The sequence below is a fragment of the Amycolatopsis sp. NPDC024027 genome (genome assembly GCF_040638975.1).
Classification (GTDB): domain Bacteria; phylum Actinomycetota; class Actinomycetes; order Mycobacteriales; family Pseudonocardiaceae; genus Amycolatopsis.
Genome location: NZ_JBEZYY010000028.1, coordinates 99,252 through 116,926, shown reverse-complemented (window position 1 = coordinate 116,926; position 17,675 = coordinate 99,252). Strand labels below are relative to the sequence as shown.

General features: G+C 65.7%; 15 protein-coding genes and 3 pseudogenes. 10 read left to right on the top strand and 8 right to left on the bottom strand.

All coding sequences use genetic code 11. The annotated features are described in order from the left end of the window. The first annotated feature begins 1,710 nt into the window (after positions 1 to 1,710). Positions 1,711 to 2,898 carry a hypothetical protein gene (locus AB0F52_RS44310; RefSeq protein ID WP_360184227.1) on the top strand — a complete coding sequence of 396 codons (1,188 nt, stop codon included), beginning with the start codon at positions 1,711 to 1,713 and terminating at the stop codon, positions 2,896 to 2,898. A gap of 370 nt (positions 2,899 to 3,268) precedes the next feature. Here the strand turns inward: AB0F52_RS44310 and AB0F52_RS44305 are convergent, their stop codons facing one another. From AB0F52_RS44305 to AB0F52_RS44280, 6 genes are all read right to left on the bottom strand, one after another. Beyond that, on the bottom strand, positions 3,269 to 4,498 hold the full coding sequence (locus AB0F52_RS44305; protein ID WP_360184224.1) for a ThiF family adenylyltransferase: 1,230 nt from the start codon (positions 4,496 to 4,498) through the stop codon (positions 3,269 to 3,271). A gap of 107 nt (positions 4,499 to 4,605) precedes the next feature. Continuing rightward, entirely contained in the window at positions 4,606 to 5,013 is a 408-nt protein-coding gene (locus tag AB0F52_RS44300) for an E2/UBC family protein (RefSeq protein WP_360184221.1), read from the bottom strand. A 2-nt stretch (positions 5,014 to 5,015) separates the two neighbouring features. Continuing rightward, positions 5,016 to 5,297, bottom strand: a complete 282-nt coding sequence (locus AB0F52_RS44295; protein WP_360184218.1) for a multiubiquitin domain-containing protein — start codon at positions 5,295 to 5,297, stop codon at positions 5,016 to 5,018. 39 nt (positions 5,298 to 5,336) lie between these two features. Beyond that, positions 5,337 to 7,139, bottom strand: coding sequence for an AAA family ATPase (locus tag AB0F52_RS44290; protein WP_360184215.1), 1,803 nt, complete (start codon positions 7,137 to 7,139; stop codon positions 5,337 to 5,339). Beyond that, entirely contained in the window at positions 7,136 to 8,062 is a 927-nt protein-coding gene (locus AB0F52_RS44285) for a hypothetical protein (RefSeq protein ID WP_360184213.1), read from the bottom strand. Before AB0F52_RS44285 ends, AB0F52_RS44290 begins: the two co-directional genes overlap by 4 nt. Continuing rightward, the gene (locus AB0F52_RS44280; protein ID WP_360184211.1) at positions 8,049 to 8,660 is read right to left on the bottom strand and encodes a hypothetical protein; all 612 of its coding nucleotides are present in this window, start codon (positions 8,658 to 8,660) and stop codon (positions 8,049 to 8,051) included. Before AB0F52_RS44280 ends, AB0F52_RS44285 begins: the two co-directional genes overlap by 14 nt. 167 nt (positions 8,661 to 8,827) lie before the next feature. Here AB0F52_RS44280 and AB0F52_RS44275 point away from each other — a divergent pair. From AB0F52_RS44275 to AB0F52_RS44235, 9 genes and pseudogenes are all read left to right on the top strand, one after another. After that, a pseudogene (locus AB0F52_RS44275) lies at positions 8,828 to 9,256 on the top strand (ATPase); the annotation flags it as partial. Between the two features lie 292 nt (positions 9,257 to 9,548). Next, a pseudogene (locus tag AB0F52_RS44270) lies at positions 9,549 to 9,710 on the top strand (hypothetical protein); the annotation flags it as partial. A gap of 13 nt (positions 9,711 to 9,723) precedes the next feature. Further along, positions 9,724 to 10,152, top strand: coding sequence for a hypothetical protein (locus tag AB0F52_RS44265; protein ID WP_360184244.1), 429 nt, complete (start codon positions 9,724 to 9,726; stop codon positions 10,150 to 10,152). A 37-nt stretch (positions 10,153 to 10,189) separates the two neighbouring features. Then, positions 10,190 to 10,537: pseudogene (locus tag AB0F52_RS44260) on the top strand (hypothetical protein); the annotation flags it as partial. A 414-nt stretch (positions 10,538 to 10,951) separates the two neighbouring features. Beyond that, positions 10,952 to 11,458, top strand: a complete 507-nt coding sequence (locus tag AB0F52_RS44255) for a hypothetical protein (protein WP_360184209.1) — start codon at positions 10,952 to 10,954, stop codon at positions 11,456 to 11,458. Further along, positions 11,452 to 11,574 carry a hypothetical protein gene (locus tag AB0F52_RS44250; protein WP_260473767.1) on the top strand — a complete coding sequence of 41 codons (123 nt, stop codon included), beginning with the start codon at positions 11,452 to 11,454 and terminating at the stop codon, positions 11,572 to 11,574. The genes AB0F52_RS44255 and AB0F52_RS44250 overlap by 7 nt, the downstream gene beginning before the upstream one ends. A gap of 345 nt (positions 11,575 to 11,919) precedes the next feature. After that, the gene (locus tag AB0F52_RS44245) at positions 11,920 to 13,029 is read left to right on the top strand and encodes an SAV_2336 N-terminal domain-related protein (protein ID WP_360184206.1); all 1,110 of its coding nucleotides are present in this window, start codon (positions 11,920 to 11,922) and stop codon (positions 13,027 to 13,029) included. Between the two features lie 452 nt (positions 13,030 to 13,481). Then, on the top strand, positions 13,482 to 14,672 hold the full coding sequence (gene fxsT, locus AB0F52_RS44240) for an FxSxx-COOH system tetratricopeptide repeat protein (RefSeq protein ID WP_360184204.1): 1,191 nt from the start codon (positions 13,482 to 13,484) through the stop codon (positions 14,670 to 14,672). Positions 14,673 to 14,750: 78 nt separating this feature from the next. After that, on the top strand, positions 14,751 to 15,422 hold the full coding sequence (locus AB0F52_RS44235) for a hypothetical protein (RefSeq protein WP_360184202.1): 672 nt from the start codon (positions 14,751 to 14,753) through the stop codon (positions 15,420 to 15,422). Between the two features lie 414 nt (positions 15,423 to 15,836). Here the strand turns inward: AB0F52_RS44235 and AB0F52_RS44230 are convergent, their stop codons facing one another. Both AB0F52_RS44230 and AB0F52_RS44225 read right to left on the bottom strand, forming a co-directional pair. Then, complete coding sequence (locus AB0F52_RS44230; protein ID WP_125591798.1) at positions 15,837 to 16,136, bottom strand: hypothetical protein; 300 nt, start codon at positions 16,134 to 16,136, stop codon at positions 15,837 to 15,839. 31 nt (positions 16,137 to 16,167) lie between these two features. Then, entirely contained in the window at positions 16,168 to 17,535 is a 1,368-nt protein-coding gene (locus AB0F52_RS44225) for a hypothetical protein (protein ID WP_360184199.1), read from the bottom strand. Positions 17,536 to 17,675: the final 140 nt, after the last annotated feature.

The window sequence follows — 17,675 nt, the reverse complement described above, 5'->3', positions numbered from 1 at the left end:
GGCTTCCTCTTGCCCATGGTCTCCATGATGAGGGACATCCTTCCGGAGGCTCACGCCCCCTGATCTCAGATGTCCGTCAAACCGGGTCACGCCCAGCTGAGCGCCAGCGCCCTTGAGCTATCAGTCCAGGCGCGCACCGCTGATGGCATCGCTGTTGCCGGATGCCTTGGCATCGCCCGTGCGCTCCACATGTAGCGAGCTGATGTTGCGGTCGAGCTTGCCAGAGACGCCGCTGACGGCTCTGCCGCCGGAAGCCGCAATTGCTCGACCAGTGCGAGACGCCAAGACCGATCGCCCAGGCCTCGGCATCCGCGCTACGGCCCACACGGCGACGCCTACCGCCGCGACTGCGCCTACGGCCGATACAGACGTAGCGATTTTGTTGGCATCCTCCCATCGCGCGATCGCTAGCCACGTCCCCAGCCCGGCTACCGCTGCGCACGTGACGATCACAGCTATCCGTCCAGCCTTCATGCCGAATCAGTCGCTCAGCCTCGACGAATTGCTACAAGACGAGCGCGCATGCACTCTTAGGGGTGTATGAGTCGGACGTCCTTCTACGCAAAGCGACGATCCGACCGCGAGATACCAGCCAGGTTGATCACTACTGCGTGACCGGCAGAGTCGAAGTCGCCGCGAGCATGCATCCATCTAGTGCGGCCACCGGCAGTCGCGCTATGCAATCAACCTCCGCCAGTCGGCGCTGAGTAGGCCAAGGCGGCCGGGCGCCGAACCGGCGTACTTGGCTGCCGAAGGGCATAGGATTCACTAGCGTGTCGGCCACAACCGCGGCCGCCGACGTCATGAAGTGAAGATCAAGCTGTGCAGCACCGCCCCCGGGCACCGATCCGACACATCGTCTTCGGCGACAACTCCCGGAGCGGAGCCATCCGCGCTGCCTCCACCGCAGACGGAAACTGGTCCGAAAGAGTGGGTACAGGGGCAAAAGGCGGTTCGTCGTCCATCATGTCCGACTACGTCGCCGGAATCGACTACGATGTTTCGCCCTTGCCTCGGAGGCCCGCGCTGACGGACGGCCTGATCGGGTTGGCTCCCAACGCCAGGCCAGCACATGTAGTGAGGTCGCTGCGTCTTCCCCGCGTCCGCACGCACGATCAGCTGCTGTCGAGCGGCGCTCGCCTGGTACCAGGACGTCGAGGCGCAGCTGGCGTCGCCCTGACGAATACTGCAGGATCGAATACCTGCACTGCACCGGCAACGCCCGAACCTCACAGACGATGTCGCAGGACTCCCAGCTGACGGCGTCGAAGTCCGACCGGGCTCGGACTCCCACCAAGTCAGGGCCTCAGCCGGACATGCAAGTTAGCTTGCCGAGGTGCCTGTGCCCCGCAGCAACGGGTGCTCCGAGAGCCACCGCCTCTCGACGGTGTGACCGAGTGAAACCACGCCGTAGTCGAACACCCATTCCGGCCCACTCGGCGGATCGTCGTCGCGCCACGGCGTCGGCAACCGCGGTCCTTCAAGGCGTAGGCCCAGCTGCATCCCAACAACGCGGTAATGCAGCTGGGCCTACGCAGCTTCTTGGGCACCGAAGGCGACGACCGGGGCAGCTCATGGCGGCCGCCGGGCTGGCGTGCCTTCCGGTTTCGCGTTGTACCTGGTGTTGCAGCGGTACGTCGCGAGCGCGTTCGTCCGCTCGGGCCTCAAATAGGACCCGACTATCGGTCGTCCGCGGCGTATTGTAGCGGGATGCAGGACCCGGCCACGGGGACAGAAAGCCATACCCGCCTCTTCGACGACTTCGCGCGGACCGATGACTCCCCGCGGGGGCACTCCGAGGCCATCTACTCGTTCCTCAATCGCTCCGGTCGCCCAGTGTGGGGCCGAGTCCGCGACACGTGGGAACGCTGGTTCGAAGCATATCCGGAGCAGCACCAACTTGACCTTTCCCGACGGTTCCGAAGCCGGCTTGACGGACAGCACCACGGCGCCTGGTGGGAGCTCTACCTCTTCACACTCTTCCGAGCCCTGGGCTTCGCCGTCGACGTCCAGACCGACATCGACCGTCCGGACGGCGTCAGCCGACCTGATCTGCTGGTTTCCGGCGACACCGGGGAGTTCTACGTAGAGGCCGCGGCTGTCCTTTCCGGCATCGTGGAGGAGGGCCGCGACAGCGAACGTGAGTCCTGGATCCTCGACATCGTGGATTCCGTCGAGAGTCCCAACTTCTTCCTCGGGCTCGAGTTCCGCGAAGTGGGAATCAGCCGCCCGAAAACGAGCGAAATCACCCGGCCCTTGGTCGAGTGGCTCGGTAGCCTCGATCCGGACATGCCTGAAGACACTGGACTACCAACGGAATTCGCGTTCCGCGCCCGAGATTGGCATCTCGAGTTCACCGCGTTTCCCGTGCGCCCCGAACGTCGTGGCCTCTCTAGAAGGCCCCTCGGCGTCCTTCCGGGTAAGACCGGCCTCGTCAACGACGGGCCCGCGATGAGGAAGACGCTGAAACGAGAGGGGAACCAGCATCGAGACCTGGACAAGCCCTACGTCGTAGCTTTGCTCTGCACGTCTCCCTACGTCGACGATGATGACGTCGCAGACGCCCTCTTGGGCAACGTGGCGTATCGGTACCAGGTCGGCGGTCCACCTGATGCCGGCCGGTGGATCCGGGTCAGGAACGGGTTCTGGATGAACGCCGCGGGACCGCGCGGGACCCGGGTCTCGGGTGTGCTGGCAGGCAGAGACCTGTTTCCCTGGCAGCTGGGCGGCAGCCTGCCCCGGCTGTGGCGAAACCCCTGGGCTTCGCGCGAAGTCACCCTCGACGACCGATTCCCTTCCGCGACCGTCGAGGAGAACGGCGAGTACTTTCTGCAGAGCGGCTCCGGAGAGCCCCTCGCCATCTTTGGCCTGCCTCCGAACTGGCCAGGACCCTGGTAAGCCTCGGTATAACGGCGGCGGCACCCAGACTCGGGTACAAAGACGGCCCGTCCGCCACCCTGACCTCATCGCCGAGTCGCGACAACCCGAGCCGTTCCCACAACACCAAGTTGCGATTGCTAAACGCGTCCGCGTACACGCCCGCAGCCTCGCGCCGGGCCTCGCGTTCCAGGACCGTGGTCAGCATCGACCGCGCCACGGGCCTGGACTTCGGGCCGGGCCGGGCCGGGGCGAACATCACGTGGCAGTGCGGCGGCAAGTCAGCTGGATAGTTCTCGTCCAGCAGCTGCATCACTGTGACTAGTCAGGACGCCGCATGGTTCCGGCGGCCGGTACGCCGGTGATGTCGCCGTAGCGGGCTCGACCACGGTCAAGCCGACCGGGATCGTCGAAACCCGCCGCAGTCGATACAGCCTTCACGCGGGCCAGCGACCTGTCGAGGGCCGACCTGGGTGCCGGACTGCCGTGTGCTACCGACCAGATCCACGTCGAGCCACGTCGCCAGCGGTCTCGAGCCGGAGAGCCACGCCGCCAGTTCGACCAGCGCGGCGTGGACGGTGAGCCCGTTGAGGTAGACCACGGACGGGTTGGCCGAGCCGGTTCCGTAGCCGTGCTGCCGATCGAGGGCCTGCTGGTCGGCGGACTTCGCCCAGCGCGCGACCTCGGCCGGATCCAACTCGTCCAGGCAAGATAGGCAAGGGCCGTCCGGCAGGACGAACACGACACGGCCACCGAGAGCCGCGGGCTCGGCGGTGTGGTCGGCACCGGTGGCGATGTCGAGATAGGGCACCCGCGAGTCGACCGCGATCTGATTGAGCCGATGGCGGGGACCGTCGTGGTCGACGCACCCGATGATCAGGTCGACGTCATGAAGTTCCGGATGCGATTCGGCAACGGTGATCCCCGGCCGCTGCCCGACGTTGATGAGCGGGTCGATCGCGCGCATCCGGCGTCGGGCGACGAGCTGCTTCGGGCTGCCGATGTCGGCGTGGTCAGCGGTCACCATCCGGTTGAGGTTGGTGGTTTCGACTAGGTCGTCGTCGAAGATCAGCACAGTACGGAAGCCGAGGTACGCGAGCGCGGCCGCGACGTGCGACCCGGTCCCGCCGGCGCCGACGAGGGCGACCCGCAAGCTGCCGATCGACGCCTGGGCTTCGGCCCCAAGGAGCGGGAGCTGGCGGGCGAACCGCTCGTCTTCCACCGCCCGGGCGTTGAGGACACGCAAGGAAGAGCCGACGGAGACCACCGTGTCGAACGGACGACGTTCCACACCTCCGGTTTTGGCCGGTCGCCACCACTCGGCCCACAGGGAGCCCTCAGCCCAGACGGCCGCGCCGTAGGGGGCACCGTCCAGGAGATCCAGCACGTACCCCGCCATGGGCTCGAGGTTCGTCTCGTCGATGCGTGAGAACCGCGGCGGCCCGATGTAGTGGTTGTGGAACTCGACCAGACCCCGGCCGGATGTGATGGCTCGATTGTGCACCCGGTCCAGTGCGTCGTCCTTGATAGACCAGCCGTGTGCGCCGTGGTGGACTTCTCGGTCGTCGATAAGGACGACGTCCACGACCTCGAGAACCGGCCCGTTCGGGTCGTTGCGCAAGACCTCGGTCAAGGCGAAGGCGAAGCGCTCACCCGAGGCGTTCCTGAGGTGCTGCTCGATGCTGGCCCAGTGGCCCGGCATGGTGAACTTGAGGGTGCTCATGGTCGTCAGTCCGCTTCTTGGAATCGGGTGAGAGCACCGGCGAGGTACTCGGCTAGGTTGCTGCCGGAAGCCGGGTCAGCGGTCGGCCTCCAGTCGCCGGGCTCGACGTGGTACGAAAACTGCAACCACGACGTGCCCGCGTGCACCTGCACGCCCTGGCTATTACCCGGTGTCCCGCCGTTGGCGAGGGTCAGGTCGGGCCGGGCACAGATGTTGTCCGGCTGCCCTGCCGGGTAGTTCGGCGGGACTTGGAACAGCACGTCGGTTTCGTCGTGCGACCAACCGGCCGGAAGCCGATGACCGGGCAGCACGACGACGAGCGACTCCCGATCGATGCGGGCTCCGGGGTACGCCTGGCGCAGCAGGGTTTCCTCCTGCGCCAGGCGCGCCACGAGCCGGTTCGGCTCCGTCATGATCAGCCCCGCTTGAACCGCGGACGGCGCTTGAACTGCGCTCCGGGCACCAGGTGAACCGTCTCGTCGGGTGCGACAGTCTTGCGGGTCCCGTCCGGCAGGATCTGGATCAGTCCGTCGCTGGAGCTGATCCCAGCGATGGCCATGATTTCCGCGCCGGTGATGGTGGGGTGCTTGTACTCGTAGGTCGTGCCGTCGACGTCAAACACGAACTTGGCCCGCTGTTCCCCGGGGTGACGTCCCGGGGTGTCGTCGATGTCGGCACCGGTGTGGGTGGCTGGCACATCGCCTCCTGTGGTCGGCCCGCCTGATGCGGGCTTTCACTAAGAGGTCGTCGGCCTCGTCGGTTCCACACCCCCCTCTTCGGGAAAATCTTGCAATTCTTTATTCGCTCGCGCGTACATGAGCTCGACCGTGTTCGGCGCGATCGCGGCCAACCTGCGGGCCAAACCTTCCTCGTAGGTCGTGACCACGATTTGGTCGACAGCACCCGCGTCGGCGGCGAGCAGGAGTGTCCGCGCAATGGTGGCGCGACGGCGAGGATCGAGGTGCTCCAGGGGTTCGTCGAACCAGATCGTCGACGCGCGCGCCAACGTCTTTATCAAAAGCAATCTGGTCACCAGTAGCGCTGTCGCACGTTCGCCACCGCTGAGGTCGCCGAGGCCGAGTTCGACGTCGCCGTGCTGAACACCCAGGTGCCCATCCGGACCGAACCGCAGCCCGTCACTGCCGAACACAAGTTTCCAGCGGCGGCCGATCTCCTGGGTGAGCGGTTGTATCCGTTCGTTCAGGTAGTGGTCCGCCACCCGGTTCAAGCTGTTCTGCGTGACCTCGGCGACGGCGTCCTCGCGAGCCGCGGTCAAAAGGTCGTTGTGCTCACGTCCGGCTTGGCGCAGGCTCGCTGCCTTTCGTCGTGCTTCCGATAACCGGGCACCGAGTGAGCCATGTTTCTCGGCGAGCTCGGACACCAACCGGCGTGCGTTGGCTAGCTCGATGGCTGCGGCCGGGCCTGGGTCTTCGTTCTCGGGCTCGATCGGAGTCTGCAGGCCGTTCAAGGTCCGGCTGAAGTCGGCTATTGCGGCAAGCCGCCGCCGGACGGACGCGGTCTCCAGGTCGCGGCGTTCGACCTCGGTGCGAGCGTGCACGCCGAGGTCGCCGTGCGAGGAGAGTGCGGCGTCGCGCTCGGCCGCGCTGAGCGGGCGCAGGCAGGTCGGACATTCAGTCATCGCGGCGCTCAGGAGATCGGCGGCGTTCGCGGCCGTCGCCGACGCGACCTCGGCTGCTGCCCGGGCAGCCAGGCTGTCCTGCAGAGCAGCGTCCGCTTCACGCTCTTCATCGGCCAGCGCGCTCGCCGGATCGCGCGCGCCGACATCCAGCACGTCGGTCATCTGCACGACTAGGTCGCGCACTCGATCGTCGTAGTCCTTTGCGCTGTGGCGGTAGCGTTCCCACGCATCAGCTCTGGCTGTAGTGACTTCAAGATCGACGATTCGTGCTTCGGCGATGCTTCGCTCCCTAGCAGCCGCTTCGACTTCATGCTCGAGGTCGGCTACTTCGCGGTCGGCTTCGGCGACCGCCCCGTCGGTCGCAACGAGATCGTCACGGATCGACTTGATCTTCGCAGCCAGGACGCCTCGGCGCTCCTTGAGCTGGGAAGCGGCATCCAGCAGCGGCTGGATGCCGAAGACGTCCGCGAGGTGGTCACGGACCGGAAACCCAGTGTCCTTCCCAGTCGCCTTGGTGCCGAAGATGAGCGCATCCAACAGACCCGGTCGAGCAGACCAGGATTCACGGAGAATCGCTTCGTACTGATGTTCGTTTATCTCCGCACCACCGGCCGTCGCGGTGAAAGTCGCGCTTCCGGTTCGTTTCAGAGTCCTGGTTACCTGCAGATCGGGATACCCGGGCAAGTTGAGTCCGAGCCGGACGGTTGCCGATTCGCTTCCGCTTCGGACGGCGCGTCGACGGTCTTGGGCGGGGCTGCCGAGTAACCCCCACCGCACCGCTTCGACAAGCGAGGTTTTCCCCACTCCGTTGGGAGCAACGAAGAATGTGACGGGACGAGTGAGATGCAGGTCCAGACTCCGGTACGTCCGCCAGTTGGCGAGCTGGATACTGCGGATCACGACGCGCCTGCCCCACTGACCCTGGCGAGCTCGGCCAGCAGTTCATCGCCGGCCAGACGTCGCTCCTGAACAGCGGTGACCATCGCGGCGATCGGCGAGGAACCGATTTCTTGGAGCCAGCGCTGCCCCTCTTTCTTGTGATCGAGGCGCGGCTTCCCTTGGAGAGCCAGTTGCCATTGATCCTGGGCGGCTTCTGCCCCGGTCGTCTCGGTGTCAGCGGCGTCGAGGAAGCCGTCAAGCCCTACAACCTGGTCCCAAGCTGGGAGCAGCTGATCGAAATGCCGGCCGAGGGCGATGTCGAGCGGTTCGGGCGCCGGACTCCGCGGAGGTAGCCATCCGCGGACCGGGTCCACCGAGCGCTGAGCGTCGGCCGCGGTGATCAGCACCGCGCGTTCGGCATCTGCCGAAGTGATCGCCAGCGACGAGATCGGGCTCTCGCGGAAGAACGTGGCGACGGCTTCCGCCTCTCCGAGCCACTGGCCGGGTTCTGCCAGGCACACGGCGACGATTTCACCGAAGACCGCCGACTGAGCGATCGGGGCCATCCCTCTTGGAACCCGTGCTCCCCAGGAAGGGGAAAACTCGAGATCGATCTGCCCGCCGAACCGGAACTGCAGGTCCTCAAGCACCTGCCGCACGCGGCCGTTGCCGGGATCCCGCCCAGTCGTCGGTGGCGTCTCCGGGGTCTTGGGTCCGGGCACGAGTCCCAGCCGGATCGCCACCGGGTCCTGCTCGATAGGAGGCGGCTCCGGGCCGCGATCGGCGAGCGCCGCGACGATCTCGAGCTGTTCTCGCACGGTGTCGCGTAGCTCTTGAGGCAGTTCAGTCAAGTCCGGCTCCGGTCCACGCCCGCGCTTGAAGAGCAGGTACCGCTCGGTCATGTCGCTGCTCAGGTCGCCGATTTCGTCGTCACCGTTCATCATTTGCCCCTTCATGATCGGGTGATCGCTTGCGGTTGACGCATCTGCGCAGCGCATCCAGCGCTCGATCGCGTTGCCTGCCGACGGACTGATAACTCCTCCCCGTCTGCAGCGCCCAGTCGGACAACGTAGTGCTGTTCATGATCGTCTCGCGCACGACGGCGCGCTGCTCGTCGGTGAGGCCCTTCATGCACTCGAGAGCCACCCGGACGAGCACCTCTTGCTCTGCCGCTTCCCGTACATCATCCTCGGCGAACTGTGGATCGGCCGTGACGCCGAGGTCGATCACGAGGTCACGCATGCGCTCGCGTTCGCGAATGATGACCCGGCCGGCGTCCTGTCCCCGGCGGTACGCGATCGTCTTGGCAAAGCCGATCAAGGACTTCACGCCCGCAGGCCCGATCCGCTCCAGCTCGAGGAACGCGTCGTACACCACGTCGTCGACATCGTGTTCGTACGCGACGTCCGCGGTGATCATCGCGATGCCCTGGCGAGCCCGTTGGCGCATCGGCGCGCGAACAGCTTTGAACAGGTCGAGGCGCTCGGCGCGTCCATCCTGCCACGCGCTGAGCAGCTCGTCGTCCTCGTTGACCTGCGTCATCACACCCTGGTCGTCGTTCCGACCCGGTCCACACCCCCCAACCGACGAAATACCGCGTTAATGCGACTCACATCACAGTTCGATGCACTCTGCTTGACGCATAGTCATATCGCATGACCGAGCGTAGCCGACGACAGCTCATGGCCCGTTCGATGGCGGAAAAAGCGGCCGCGCCGGTGCTGCGCAAGATCCTGCCCGAGGCCGTCGACGCCGAGCTGACCGCGCTGGACTCCGAGGTCGAGCACCTCGACCAGGTCATCGGCAGCGCCGGGCTGGAGGGCCGTCCGGTGCACGCCGAGGAGATGTCCTGGCTGATGCACCGCTCGTGCTCCCTCGGCCTGCCCGCGCCGCGGAACATGCCGGCCGTGCCGGGCGCGGCCTGGGAGCCGGAGGACCTGGCCAGCTTCACCGACGCCGCCGACTACTACGCCGACCCGTACGCGCCGACGGTGACCGTCCGCGGCCGCACCGGCTCCAACGCCGGCGTCTCGCGGCACCTGGCCGTGCTCACCGTCGGGCAGATGCACGGCCTGCAGATCCCCGAGGTCGACGACCCGTGGATCCAGCACGCCGACCGGCTGCCCGCCGCGGTCGAGCCGCGAGTACTTGACCAGTTGTAGCGGCACACAGGGCAGTCTCGAGCGAGACGTCGAGCCACGCCAGCTCATCTTTGGCGATCGCGCAGCCAGCGTCGAGCACATCCGCGTCGGCTTGTCGAACCCACACCCGGACCCGCCGGACGGTCATGGACACGACCCAGACCTGAAGGCCCAGCGTTGATGCCGCTCCAGCCGTGACCCGCACGAACGCCATGCTAGCGCTGGCGATCCTGCTGACGTTGGCCGTGGCGTGGCACTCGCTCAAGCGCCGGAACGCCCGGGCGCCGGCATGGTCGACGCCATTGACACCCTGAACTCGGGCCCGGACGGACTGCCCAGGAGCCTGCTGTTCGTCGAGCGCGTCGCCGCCCGGCTCCGGTTCGACCTGACGGCGGAAATATGCGAATGGGCCGAAGAGAAGACCGAACAGATGAATCTGACCGCGGAGATGAGCGCCTTCCGCGATCGGATCAAGGGCATCGCCCGACCAGCCGAATCGCCCGCCCCCCGGTCCGAGGCCTACCCCGTCTTCCTGTTGCAACCCGAGGGCCGACCGGCGACAGTTACCGGTTGTCCCACTGGCGCCACCTCGACGTTTCCGACGGGGGTGGTTCCCGGAACGCGGTCAGGACTACATCGGCGGCTTCGAAGAGATCAAGTACAAAGTCGCGGTACTGGCCGAGCAGCTCGAAGGCAAATGGGCGCCCTACGACCCCGACATCCGCCTCGACTTCGTGCTCAGCCGCGATCTGCTCCACCTGGACGTCGACCAGTGGCAGTGGGAAGCGGAAACCGCGGTGCCGAAACCGCTCAGCTGCCATTTCCCGCTCGGAGTGCGCAGCCTGGAACGGATGAAGCTGCGGAAGTGGCATCGCGCGCGGTTCGTCCGCTGAAAGGAACTGAAGCCCAGGCCAGCGACGGTGGTCCCATCGCGAGTCCCGGCCGGAGCTCGTGGCCTTCGTCCTGAGCGCGGCTCCGCACGCGTTCACCCCGGAAAGCGACGAGATAACCGTCGGCCTGCGCGTCGGCTTCCCCATCATGGTCTGGCACCGCGACGACTGCCGTTCGGAGGAATTTTCCCACACCGTGAATGAACTACTGCACGCCGAGGACTCGCACCACCTCCTGGAGCGCCTGCGGCTCATCAGGCTGTCCGCCTTCGCCGAAGGAGCGGAAGGAACGCACGTCGGCAGCCGGCTCGCGCTGCTGCAGGACGATCCGGAACGGATCGTCCTGCAGCAGCGCCCGGGAGCCCCGGAGGCGGTGCCGAGCACATGACGGACACCGAATCGCCGAACAATGCCAGGGACTGGCGGTTCTGCCGGGGCACCGGACTCCCCGACGACGTTCCCGACGCGTCGCCGAGCCCACCGCCCTGGCGGCAGTTCAACGGCGAAGGCAAGGCCCGCTACCCGGAGGGCGACGACGGCGACAGTGGCCGCCGGATCGGCAGGCTGCGCTCGCAGCCACGGGTTCCCGACCCGCGCGAGGTGGCCATGGTCAACGCCGCCATCTACCTGCGCCGTCCGCTGCTGGTCACCGGCCGCCCGGGAACGGGGAAATCGAGCCTGGCCTATTTGGTGGCGACCGAACTCGGGCTCGACCCGGCGCTGAAATGGCCGGTCACCAGCCGGACGAAACTCAAGGACGGTCTCTACCTCTACGACGTCATCGGCCGCGTGCAAGCGGCGGGTGCCCACCCTCAAAGAGCGGTCGGACATCGGCGATTACATCCGTTTGGGTCCACTCGGCACCGCATTGCTGCCGTTCGAGAAACCGCGCGTACTGCTCATCGACGAGCTCGACAAAAGCGACATCGACCTGCCGAACGACCTGCTCAACGTCTTCAAGGACGGCGAGTACGAAATCGACGAGCTCGTCCGGCTCGACAAGCAGCAACCGGAAGTCACGGTGCTCACCAACGACCGCGGCGGTTCCGCCGTCGTCAAGGACGGCCGGGTCCGGCCGCGCGCTTTTCCCCTCGTCATCATCACGAGCAATGGCGAGCGGGACTTTCCTCGCGCATTTCTGCGAAGGTGCCTGCGGCTGGAAATGCGGCCACCGACTTCCGAACAGCTCGGGCAAATGGTGGCGGCCCAGTTCGGGGAAACCGACGGCGTGGACGTCCGCGGGCACATCCACCCAGTTCCTCGAGCACAGCGGACGGGTCGGCGGCCTGGCTTCGGGACCAGTTGCTGAACGCCGTCCACCTCGCCGCCGAGCTCGCGACGTCCGGTGCGTACCAGAGCGACGACGAGTGGAGGGAACTCCGCGAGGCGATCTGGCACCCGTTGTCGTCCCTGGAGGCGGAATGACCGCCGACGAGACACCGCCGCCGAACGGACGCCCTTCCCTGGGAAGGGGCGACCTGACCTGGCGGGAAGTGCGCGACGCCCTGTGACTGACCAGAAAGCTCGGTCTGGAATGGCTGGCCGGAGAGCCGAGTGCGCCGGCCGAGCCGGAGCCGCCGGGTCCGGCCGGGACCGCGAAACCGAAGCCGGCCGCCCAGGAAAGCGGTCCGCCGCCGGCCGCGAAAGCGGAAGAGACCCCGCCGCGCCGGGAACCTGAACCCGCCGAGACCGAGCAGCCGGCTCCGCTGGGCAGGCAGGTCTTCGAGCCCGGCGACCCTGGATTCCTCCACGCCACCGGCGTGATCGCCGATGACGGTCAGGCGGCCGCTCCGCTGCTCACGTCGATTTCTCCCGCGCTGCCGGACGCCAGAGGGGTCGCCAGGCGCTCGGCCGCTCATGCGCGCGTCACCCTCGCCGTGGGCGACAGTCGTGGACGAGGAGGCCACCGCGATCCGAGCGGCCGACGACGGGATGTGGCTGCCGGTGTGGCAACCCGACCTGTGGCACAAGTTCGAGCTGTCGCTCGTGGTGGACACCGCTCCCTCGATGGAGCTCTGGCAGAACACGGTCACCGAGTTCCGGAAGCTGACCCGCAGGCAGGGAGCGTTCCGCGACGTCCGGGTGCACCTGATGGACAGTTCGGAGCCGTCGGCGGGAGATCCCGTGCTGCGCGCGGAAGGGCCAGGCAGAGCGCGATACCGCGCCCGGGACCTCGCCGATCCCACCGTTCGCAGGCTCGTCCTGGTCCTGACCGACGCGATCGGCTCCACCTGGCATGACGGCGTGGCGTACGAGATGCTGGCCCGCTGGTACGAGCAGATGCCAGTGGCGGTCGCGCACGTGCTGCCGCAACGCCTTTGGACGTGGGGCAGGCTTTCGCCGAGCCGGCTCCGCTTGTCCGCGACCGCGCCCGGGGTGCCGAACCGGCAGCTGCGGGTCCGGGCTTGCGGGCGGGTCGACGGCGACGCGCCGGCCGCCGCCAAGGGCGCGGTGGCCGTGCCGGTCCTGAACCTGTCCCAGGCGTGGCTGGGCGACTGGGCGAAGCTGGTCTCGACGGCGACCACGATCGAAACGACGGCGGTCCTCGCGCACCGCGACCACCGTAAGAGGCTGGCCGCCGGCCCGCCCGCCGAGCCGCCGGAGGAGCTCTCGCCGCGCTCCCGCGTGCTCCGCTTCCGCACTTACGCGTCCGCGCAGGCGTTCCAGCTCGCCGGCCTGCTCGCCGCGGCACCGCTGAACCTGCCGCTGATCAGGCTGGTGCCGACGCGCGCTGCTCCCGGGTTCGGGACTGCCGGCGCTGGCGGAGGTCCTCCTCGGAGATCTGCTCCAGCGCGTTTCCCCGAACAGCGGCTCCGCTGGTCCGTCCGAGGTGACGTCCGAGTTCCGGGACGGAGTCCGCGCGGAACTCTTGTCGGGTGAAAGGCGCGATACGACGGTCCGGGTCGCCCGCGTTCTGGGGCAGTATGCGGGCTCGCGGATCGCGGCCCTGCGGAACTACCGGGACACCATAGACGATCCGGACGCGACACCAGAGCTCGAAGCGTCTCCGGAGAACGTCCCCTTACCTGCGTGTACAAGAGGCGGTCTTCCGCGCTTTGTCCGGAAGGTACGCCCGGCGGGCGAAGAAACTGCGGGCGGAGTTGGCGCCTCGGAACGGTGAGCTGGCGGGCGGCGCCCTTGCCGGATCCCCTAATGTGAGGCGTAACACCGCTTCTGTATCAATTCAGGACCGAGGCCGCGAGAGTTACGACGACCAACGCTCTCGAGACCGCGTGTGCAACCATCCCCGGGAAGGAGCCAACGCCGTGACCGCTTCCGCATCAGCCACTTCTGGCTCGAGTTCGCAGATGTCGGTGCGGACGGGGCCTCAGATGTGGGGCACCGTCTCGCTGCGCAACCCCTACTTCGTCGGCCGCGACGAGCTACTGGACCAGCTCCGCAACCGCTTGGCCCCGGCGGCCGGCGCGACCGCGGTCCTGCCCGAAGCCCTCCACGCCATGGGCGGTGTCGGCAAGTCGCAGACGATGGTCGAGTACATCTTCCGGCACGCCAACGAGTGCGATGTGATCTGGTGGATACCCGCCGAACAGCCGCCCCAAATCTCGAGCAGCCTGGTCGAACTGGCCAAACGCCACAGCTCACAGGCGCCAGGCACGGCGGACGCGGCGGTCCCGGGTGTACTCGAAGCACTGCGACGAGGTGAACCGAATTCACGCTGGTTGCTGGTGTTCGACTGCGCCGACCGGCCGGACTTGGTGACCCCGTTCTTCCCGACCATTTCCGGTGACACTGGGCACGTCGTCGTCACTTCTCGCAGCTCACGCCGGTCCGGCGTGGCGCACATGGTCGAGGTCGACCTCTTCACCAGGCAAGGAAGCAAAAAGCTGCTCCGCAAAGCCGGCGGGGCAATCACCGACGACGACGCGGACGCGCTGGCGGAAGCGCTGGGCGATCTACCCTTGACTGTGGAGCAGGCGGCGGCGTGGCGGGCGCAGACCGGGATGCCGGTGGCCGAGTACCTGCTGCTGCTGGACCAGAACCTCGCCGAGCTGACGACGGCGTTCGAATCCCCTGACTACCAGCGTTCGGTGGCCGCGGCCTGGAACGTCCCGCTGGCGAAGCTCCGGGCCTCGCACCCGGCCGCCCTGCAGCTGCTCCAGGTCTGCGCTTTCTTCGGCCCCGAGCCGATTTCGCGCAACCTCTTCACGGCGGTGCGGAACGCGCCGGTGCCGGAAGCCCTCGGCGAGGCGCTCAGCCAGCCGATCAAGCTCAACCTCGCGATCCGGGAGATCAGCCGATACAGCCTCGCGAGACTGGATCACCGCAGCAACACCCTCCAGCTGCACCGGTTGGTGCAGACGGTGCTGAAGAACCAGCTGACTGACGCCGAGCGCGACGAGATGCGAAACGGGGTGCACGTGCTGCTGGTGCACGGCGACCCCAACGCCCCGGAGAACTCGGCGAACTGGAAGACCTGTTCCGAGCTGCTCCCGCACGCGACAGTGTCTCGGATGAAGCAAGTGCTATCCAGACCAGAGCACCCCGGCAGCAATCACGACTAGCTCAATACAACCTCACAGACCCAAACCTTTTCAAACTTTCCAAAAATAGCAACAAATAGCAGACATAAGGAAGAAAGCATGGGACTTTGGAGAATTCCGCGTCGGAACCCGGATAACGCAGTTCCCGATTTTCGCTCACTGCTACAAATTGACGTGATTGAGTCCGCACAAACCGCACCACATCTACTATCACAGATTCCCGAAAGACTTGACCGCCTCGTGCGCATCGGGCTGGCCGACGTCGACCTAGACCGAGAGTCGGCCGTGGGACATCAATACACTGGAGATGGGCAGTCCTTTGCCTTCTCCAGCCGCCAACTCGGACAAGTCGTCGATCTAGCTTACGTTCTGGCCGAGCTCGTTTTCGATTATAATAAATGGTACAAGCCGGAACTTCGCTTGCGGATCGCCGTTGAGGTTGGACCACTTCCAGCCAAACCAGGATTATACCCTAGTAACATTTCATGCAACCGACTATTAGAGTCTCCACAGTTCAAGAAATTAGCTCTCCGATGCGCCAAAGAGCGTCTTGGCAGCTCGATGAGTATCGCTCTAATCATTTCTAATACCACGCACCGGACGATCTTCAGCGGAAATCACACGAAGTTGGCAAAACGCAGAGACTTCGCACAACTAGCAGTCGCCTTTAAAGAATTCGAAGACACTTCATGGGTGAGCGTACCGGGCTTCGACGCTTACAGTCTTGGCAAACTGATCGCCGAAGGCGCCGCCTACGACGCTCCGCCGTGACTTCTGCAACCTCCTACCACCATGCTTCCGCGAAAGCGGAATCCGTCGCTCCCGGGTGCTTCAGCGCTCTCCGCACCAACGTATCCAGGAAGACAACTCGCGCGAGTGGCTCACAGTTGCGCTTTGATCACTCACCCTGGCAAAGCGTATATCACGCAGATACCGTGGCGGCACATGACCTACTAAAAGTCGTCTCTCCCACGGCCTCGCGAGATCGGACGCCACACCCGGATCGGGCCGATCATTACCTCACCCATCAAGAGGTTGGCCGGGCGGTCAGCTCCAGTCGGCCCAGCGCGAGATCCCGGCACTCGGGCGGCCAAGCGACGGTGGGACCGCCAGGTTCGCCCATTAAATAGAATCCCGATCCGTCTTGCTTGTGGCGAAATAGGCCCAGCAACTCATCGGAACACTTCAGTCGCGCTTATTGTAATTAATTATTTGATTGTCACCATTGCTTACATGACCTATGTGGCGCGCATTAATCTTAAGGTGATTATGACCACCACTCGGCGATCCGCTTGCCTCACCGACATGTTCCTGCGTGGAAGTGATTGGTCGCGCACGATACGACACACCGGCGAGGATAACCGTAGCAAAAAGGGCAAACACGCTGGCGTACTTGTCAGCACTGTCCAGGCCCTGGGTTAGAAAAAAGCCTGCAAGCGCGGCGCAAACGACCGTCGTTGACACCAGAACCACGAATTTCTTCACTGATTTTTGCATAGTCGTCACATCCTCAGAATCAGAACAGCCCGAAGCCGGGCGCTCGCACTTCTTCCGTCGCCACCGACTCCATCCGAATCCGGTGAAGCTCGCAGCATGGCAGCTTCTCCATGCGCCTCACCTCGTGTTCGAAATTCTGCGCGTACTTCGTGCTTCTACCAATCGGCAGCGCAAGAATATCGTCAGCGTCGACTCGGCCGTCGCTGATGATCGCCTCAGAATCATGTGAAAGCTGGAATTCAAGGAAACTTTCGGAGGGCTGCTGGTTCTCAAACCTGTGCAGTGCTCGACTGAAGGCCGAAATGGCCGACGGATCCGTCACCGCTTCCGCGAAGCGGCGTACCAGCAGGTCGCTCGTCTTGAGCAGGTGATCGAGCGGCACGGTCGCCCGAGCGATGACCACCCGGGAGTTGGCTGAAACGTGGTTATGATCGCCGTATACCACCATTTCGCAGTCGCCCAGGTTGAGCTCGACATCCTTAGCAGCCGGCAACTCGGCGGCGGTCCTGAAGTTGCCCTCCGGTGCTGCGTCGAGAAGGCGCTGGAATCGGTGGATCGCGGCGCCGTCCCGCGGCTTCATCACCACGTCGAGGAACGCGTCACGAGCTGCTTGCGTCAGGTCTCGCCAGAACTCTTTGATGTCCACGTGCATGCGCTTGACGACATAGGTCGTCTCGCAACCGACCTTGGTATGGTCGCCGATAGCGACGACGTCGACCGAGTCCGAGTGAATCAACCGGATCGGCACGTCCGTCGAGCCGGTCAGGCGCCCAGGGCCATTGACGATGATCGTGATGGTGACACCCGCACGGCGGGATGACTTGGGATCGCCGATCTCCCCGATCGGTGGATTTTCGACCTGGGCCGCTTGTTTACGCTTCGGCACCGCGGACGCCACGAACGGTCCCGCCCCGGGTAAGGCAACTGGTGGCGGTGTTGTCCGACCGCCGGCGGCACGGGCTTCCGCTTGCAGGTGTGGTCTGGGCAGCGGCAGGCGGTCCGTCGACCAGCTCTGGCCGTCGGCGCGGTCGGGGTCGCGCTGGGCGGTTCCGGGCCGGAGATTGTCGAGGTGCGCAGTCGCACGGACGTTGGCGCCGGTCCAGTTGATCTCGTTGCCCGTCCGCATCGGCTTGGCGGGAGACGGGCGCATCCGTACACGCCGGGCCGAGCGGCCGGACGGTCGGGCCGCTCGGCGCTTCGCAATCACAACGAGAATCCAGACCCCGAAGACGAAGATCACGACAGCCGCGAGCGGGATCGCGATCGTCTCCAACAGAGCCGGCACCCCGGAGACGAGGTAGACCACGCCGGCGACCACGGACTGCACGAGCTTGACGAGCAGGGCGCCGACAAAGAAGACGGCCATCAGCGCGAGGAGAAACCGCATCGCACTCTCCGATCCTTCGGCGATCCAACCAGGATCCTCGCCAACACTCCTGCCGTCGATAGCGAAGAGGACAAGGTTGTCACAAGCACCCGTTCAGCCCTGAAACCGTTACTCCGCAGCCCTACCGGGCAACCGGTGGG

What these genes read in the sequence shown, in the direction of transcription:
- AB0F52_RS44285 (WP_360184213.1), bottom strand. Translation starts at nt 8,062, where the DNA reads ATGATGAACGGTGACGACGAAATCGGCGACCTGAGCAGCGACATGACC.
- AB0F52_RS44300 (WP_360184221.1), bottom strand. Translation starts at nt 5,013, where the DNA reads ATGACGGAGCCGAACCGGCTCGTGGCGCGCCTGGCGCAGGAGGAAACC.
- fxsT (WP_360184204.1), top strand. Translation starts at nt 13,482, where the DNA reads ATGTGGGGCACCGTCTCGCTGCGCAACCCCTACTTCGTCGGCCGCGAC.
- AB0F52_RS44280 (WP_360184211.1), bottom strand. Translation starts at nt 8,660, where the DNA reads ATGACGCAGGTCAACGAGGACGACGAGCTGCTCAGCGCGTGGCAGGAT.
- AB0F52_RS44310 (WP_360184227.1), top strand. Translation starts at nt 1,711, where the DNA reads ATGCAGGACCCGGCCACGGGGACAGAAAGCCATACCCGCCTCTTCGAC.
- AB0F52_RS44225 (WP_360184199.1), bottom strand. Translation starts at nt 17,535, where the DNA reads ATGCGGTTTCTCCTCGCGCTGATGGCCGTCTTCTTTGTCGGCGCCCTG.
- AB0F52_RS44235 (WP_360184202.1), top strand. Translation starts at nt 14,751, where the DNA reads ATGGGACTTTGGAGAATTCCGCGTCGGAACCCGGATAACGCAGTTCCC.
- AB0F52_RS44245 (WP_360184206.1), top strand. Translation starts at nt 11,920, where the DNA reads ATGACGGTCAGGCGGCCGCTCCGCTGCTCACGTCGATTTCTCCCGCGC.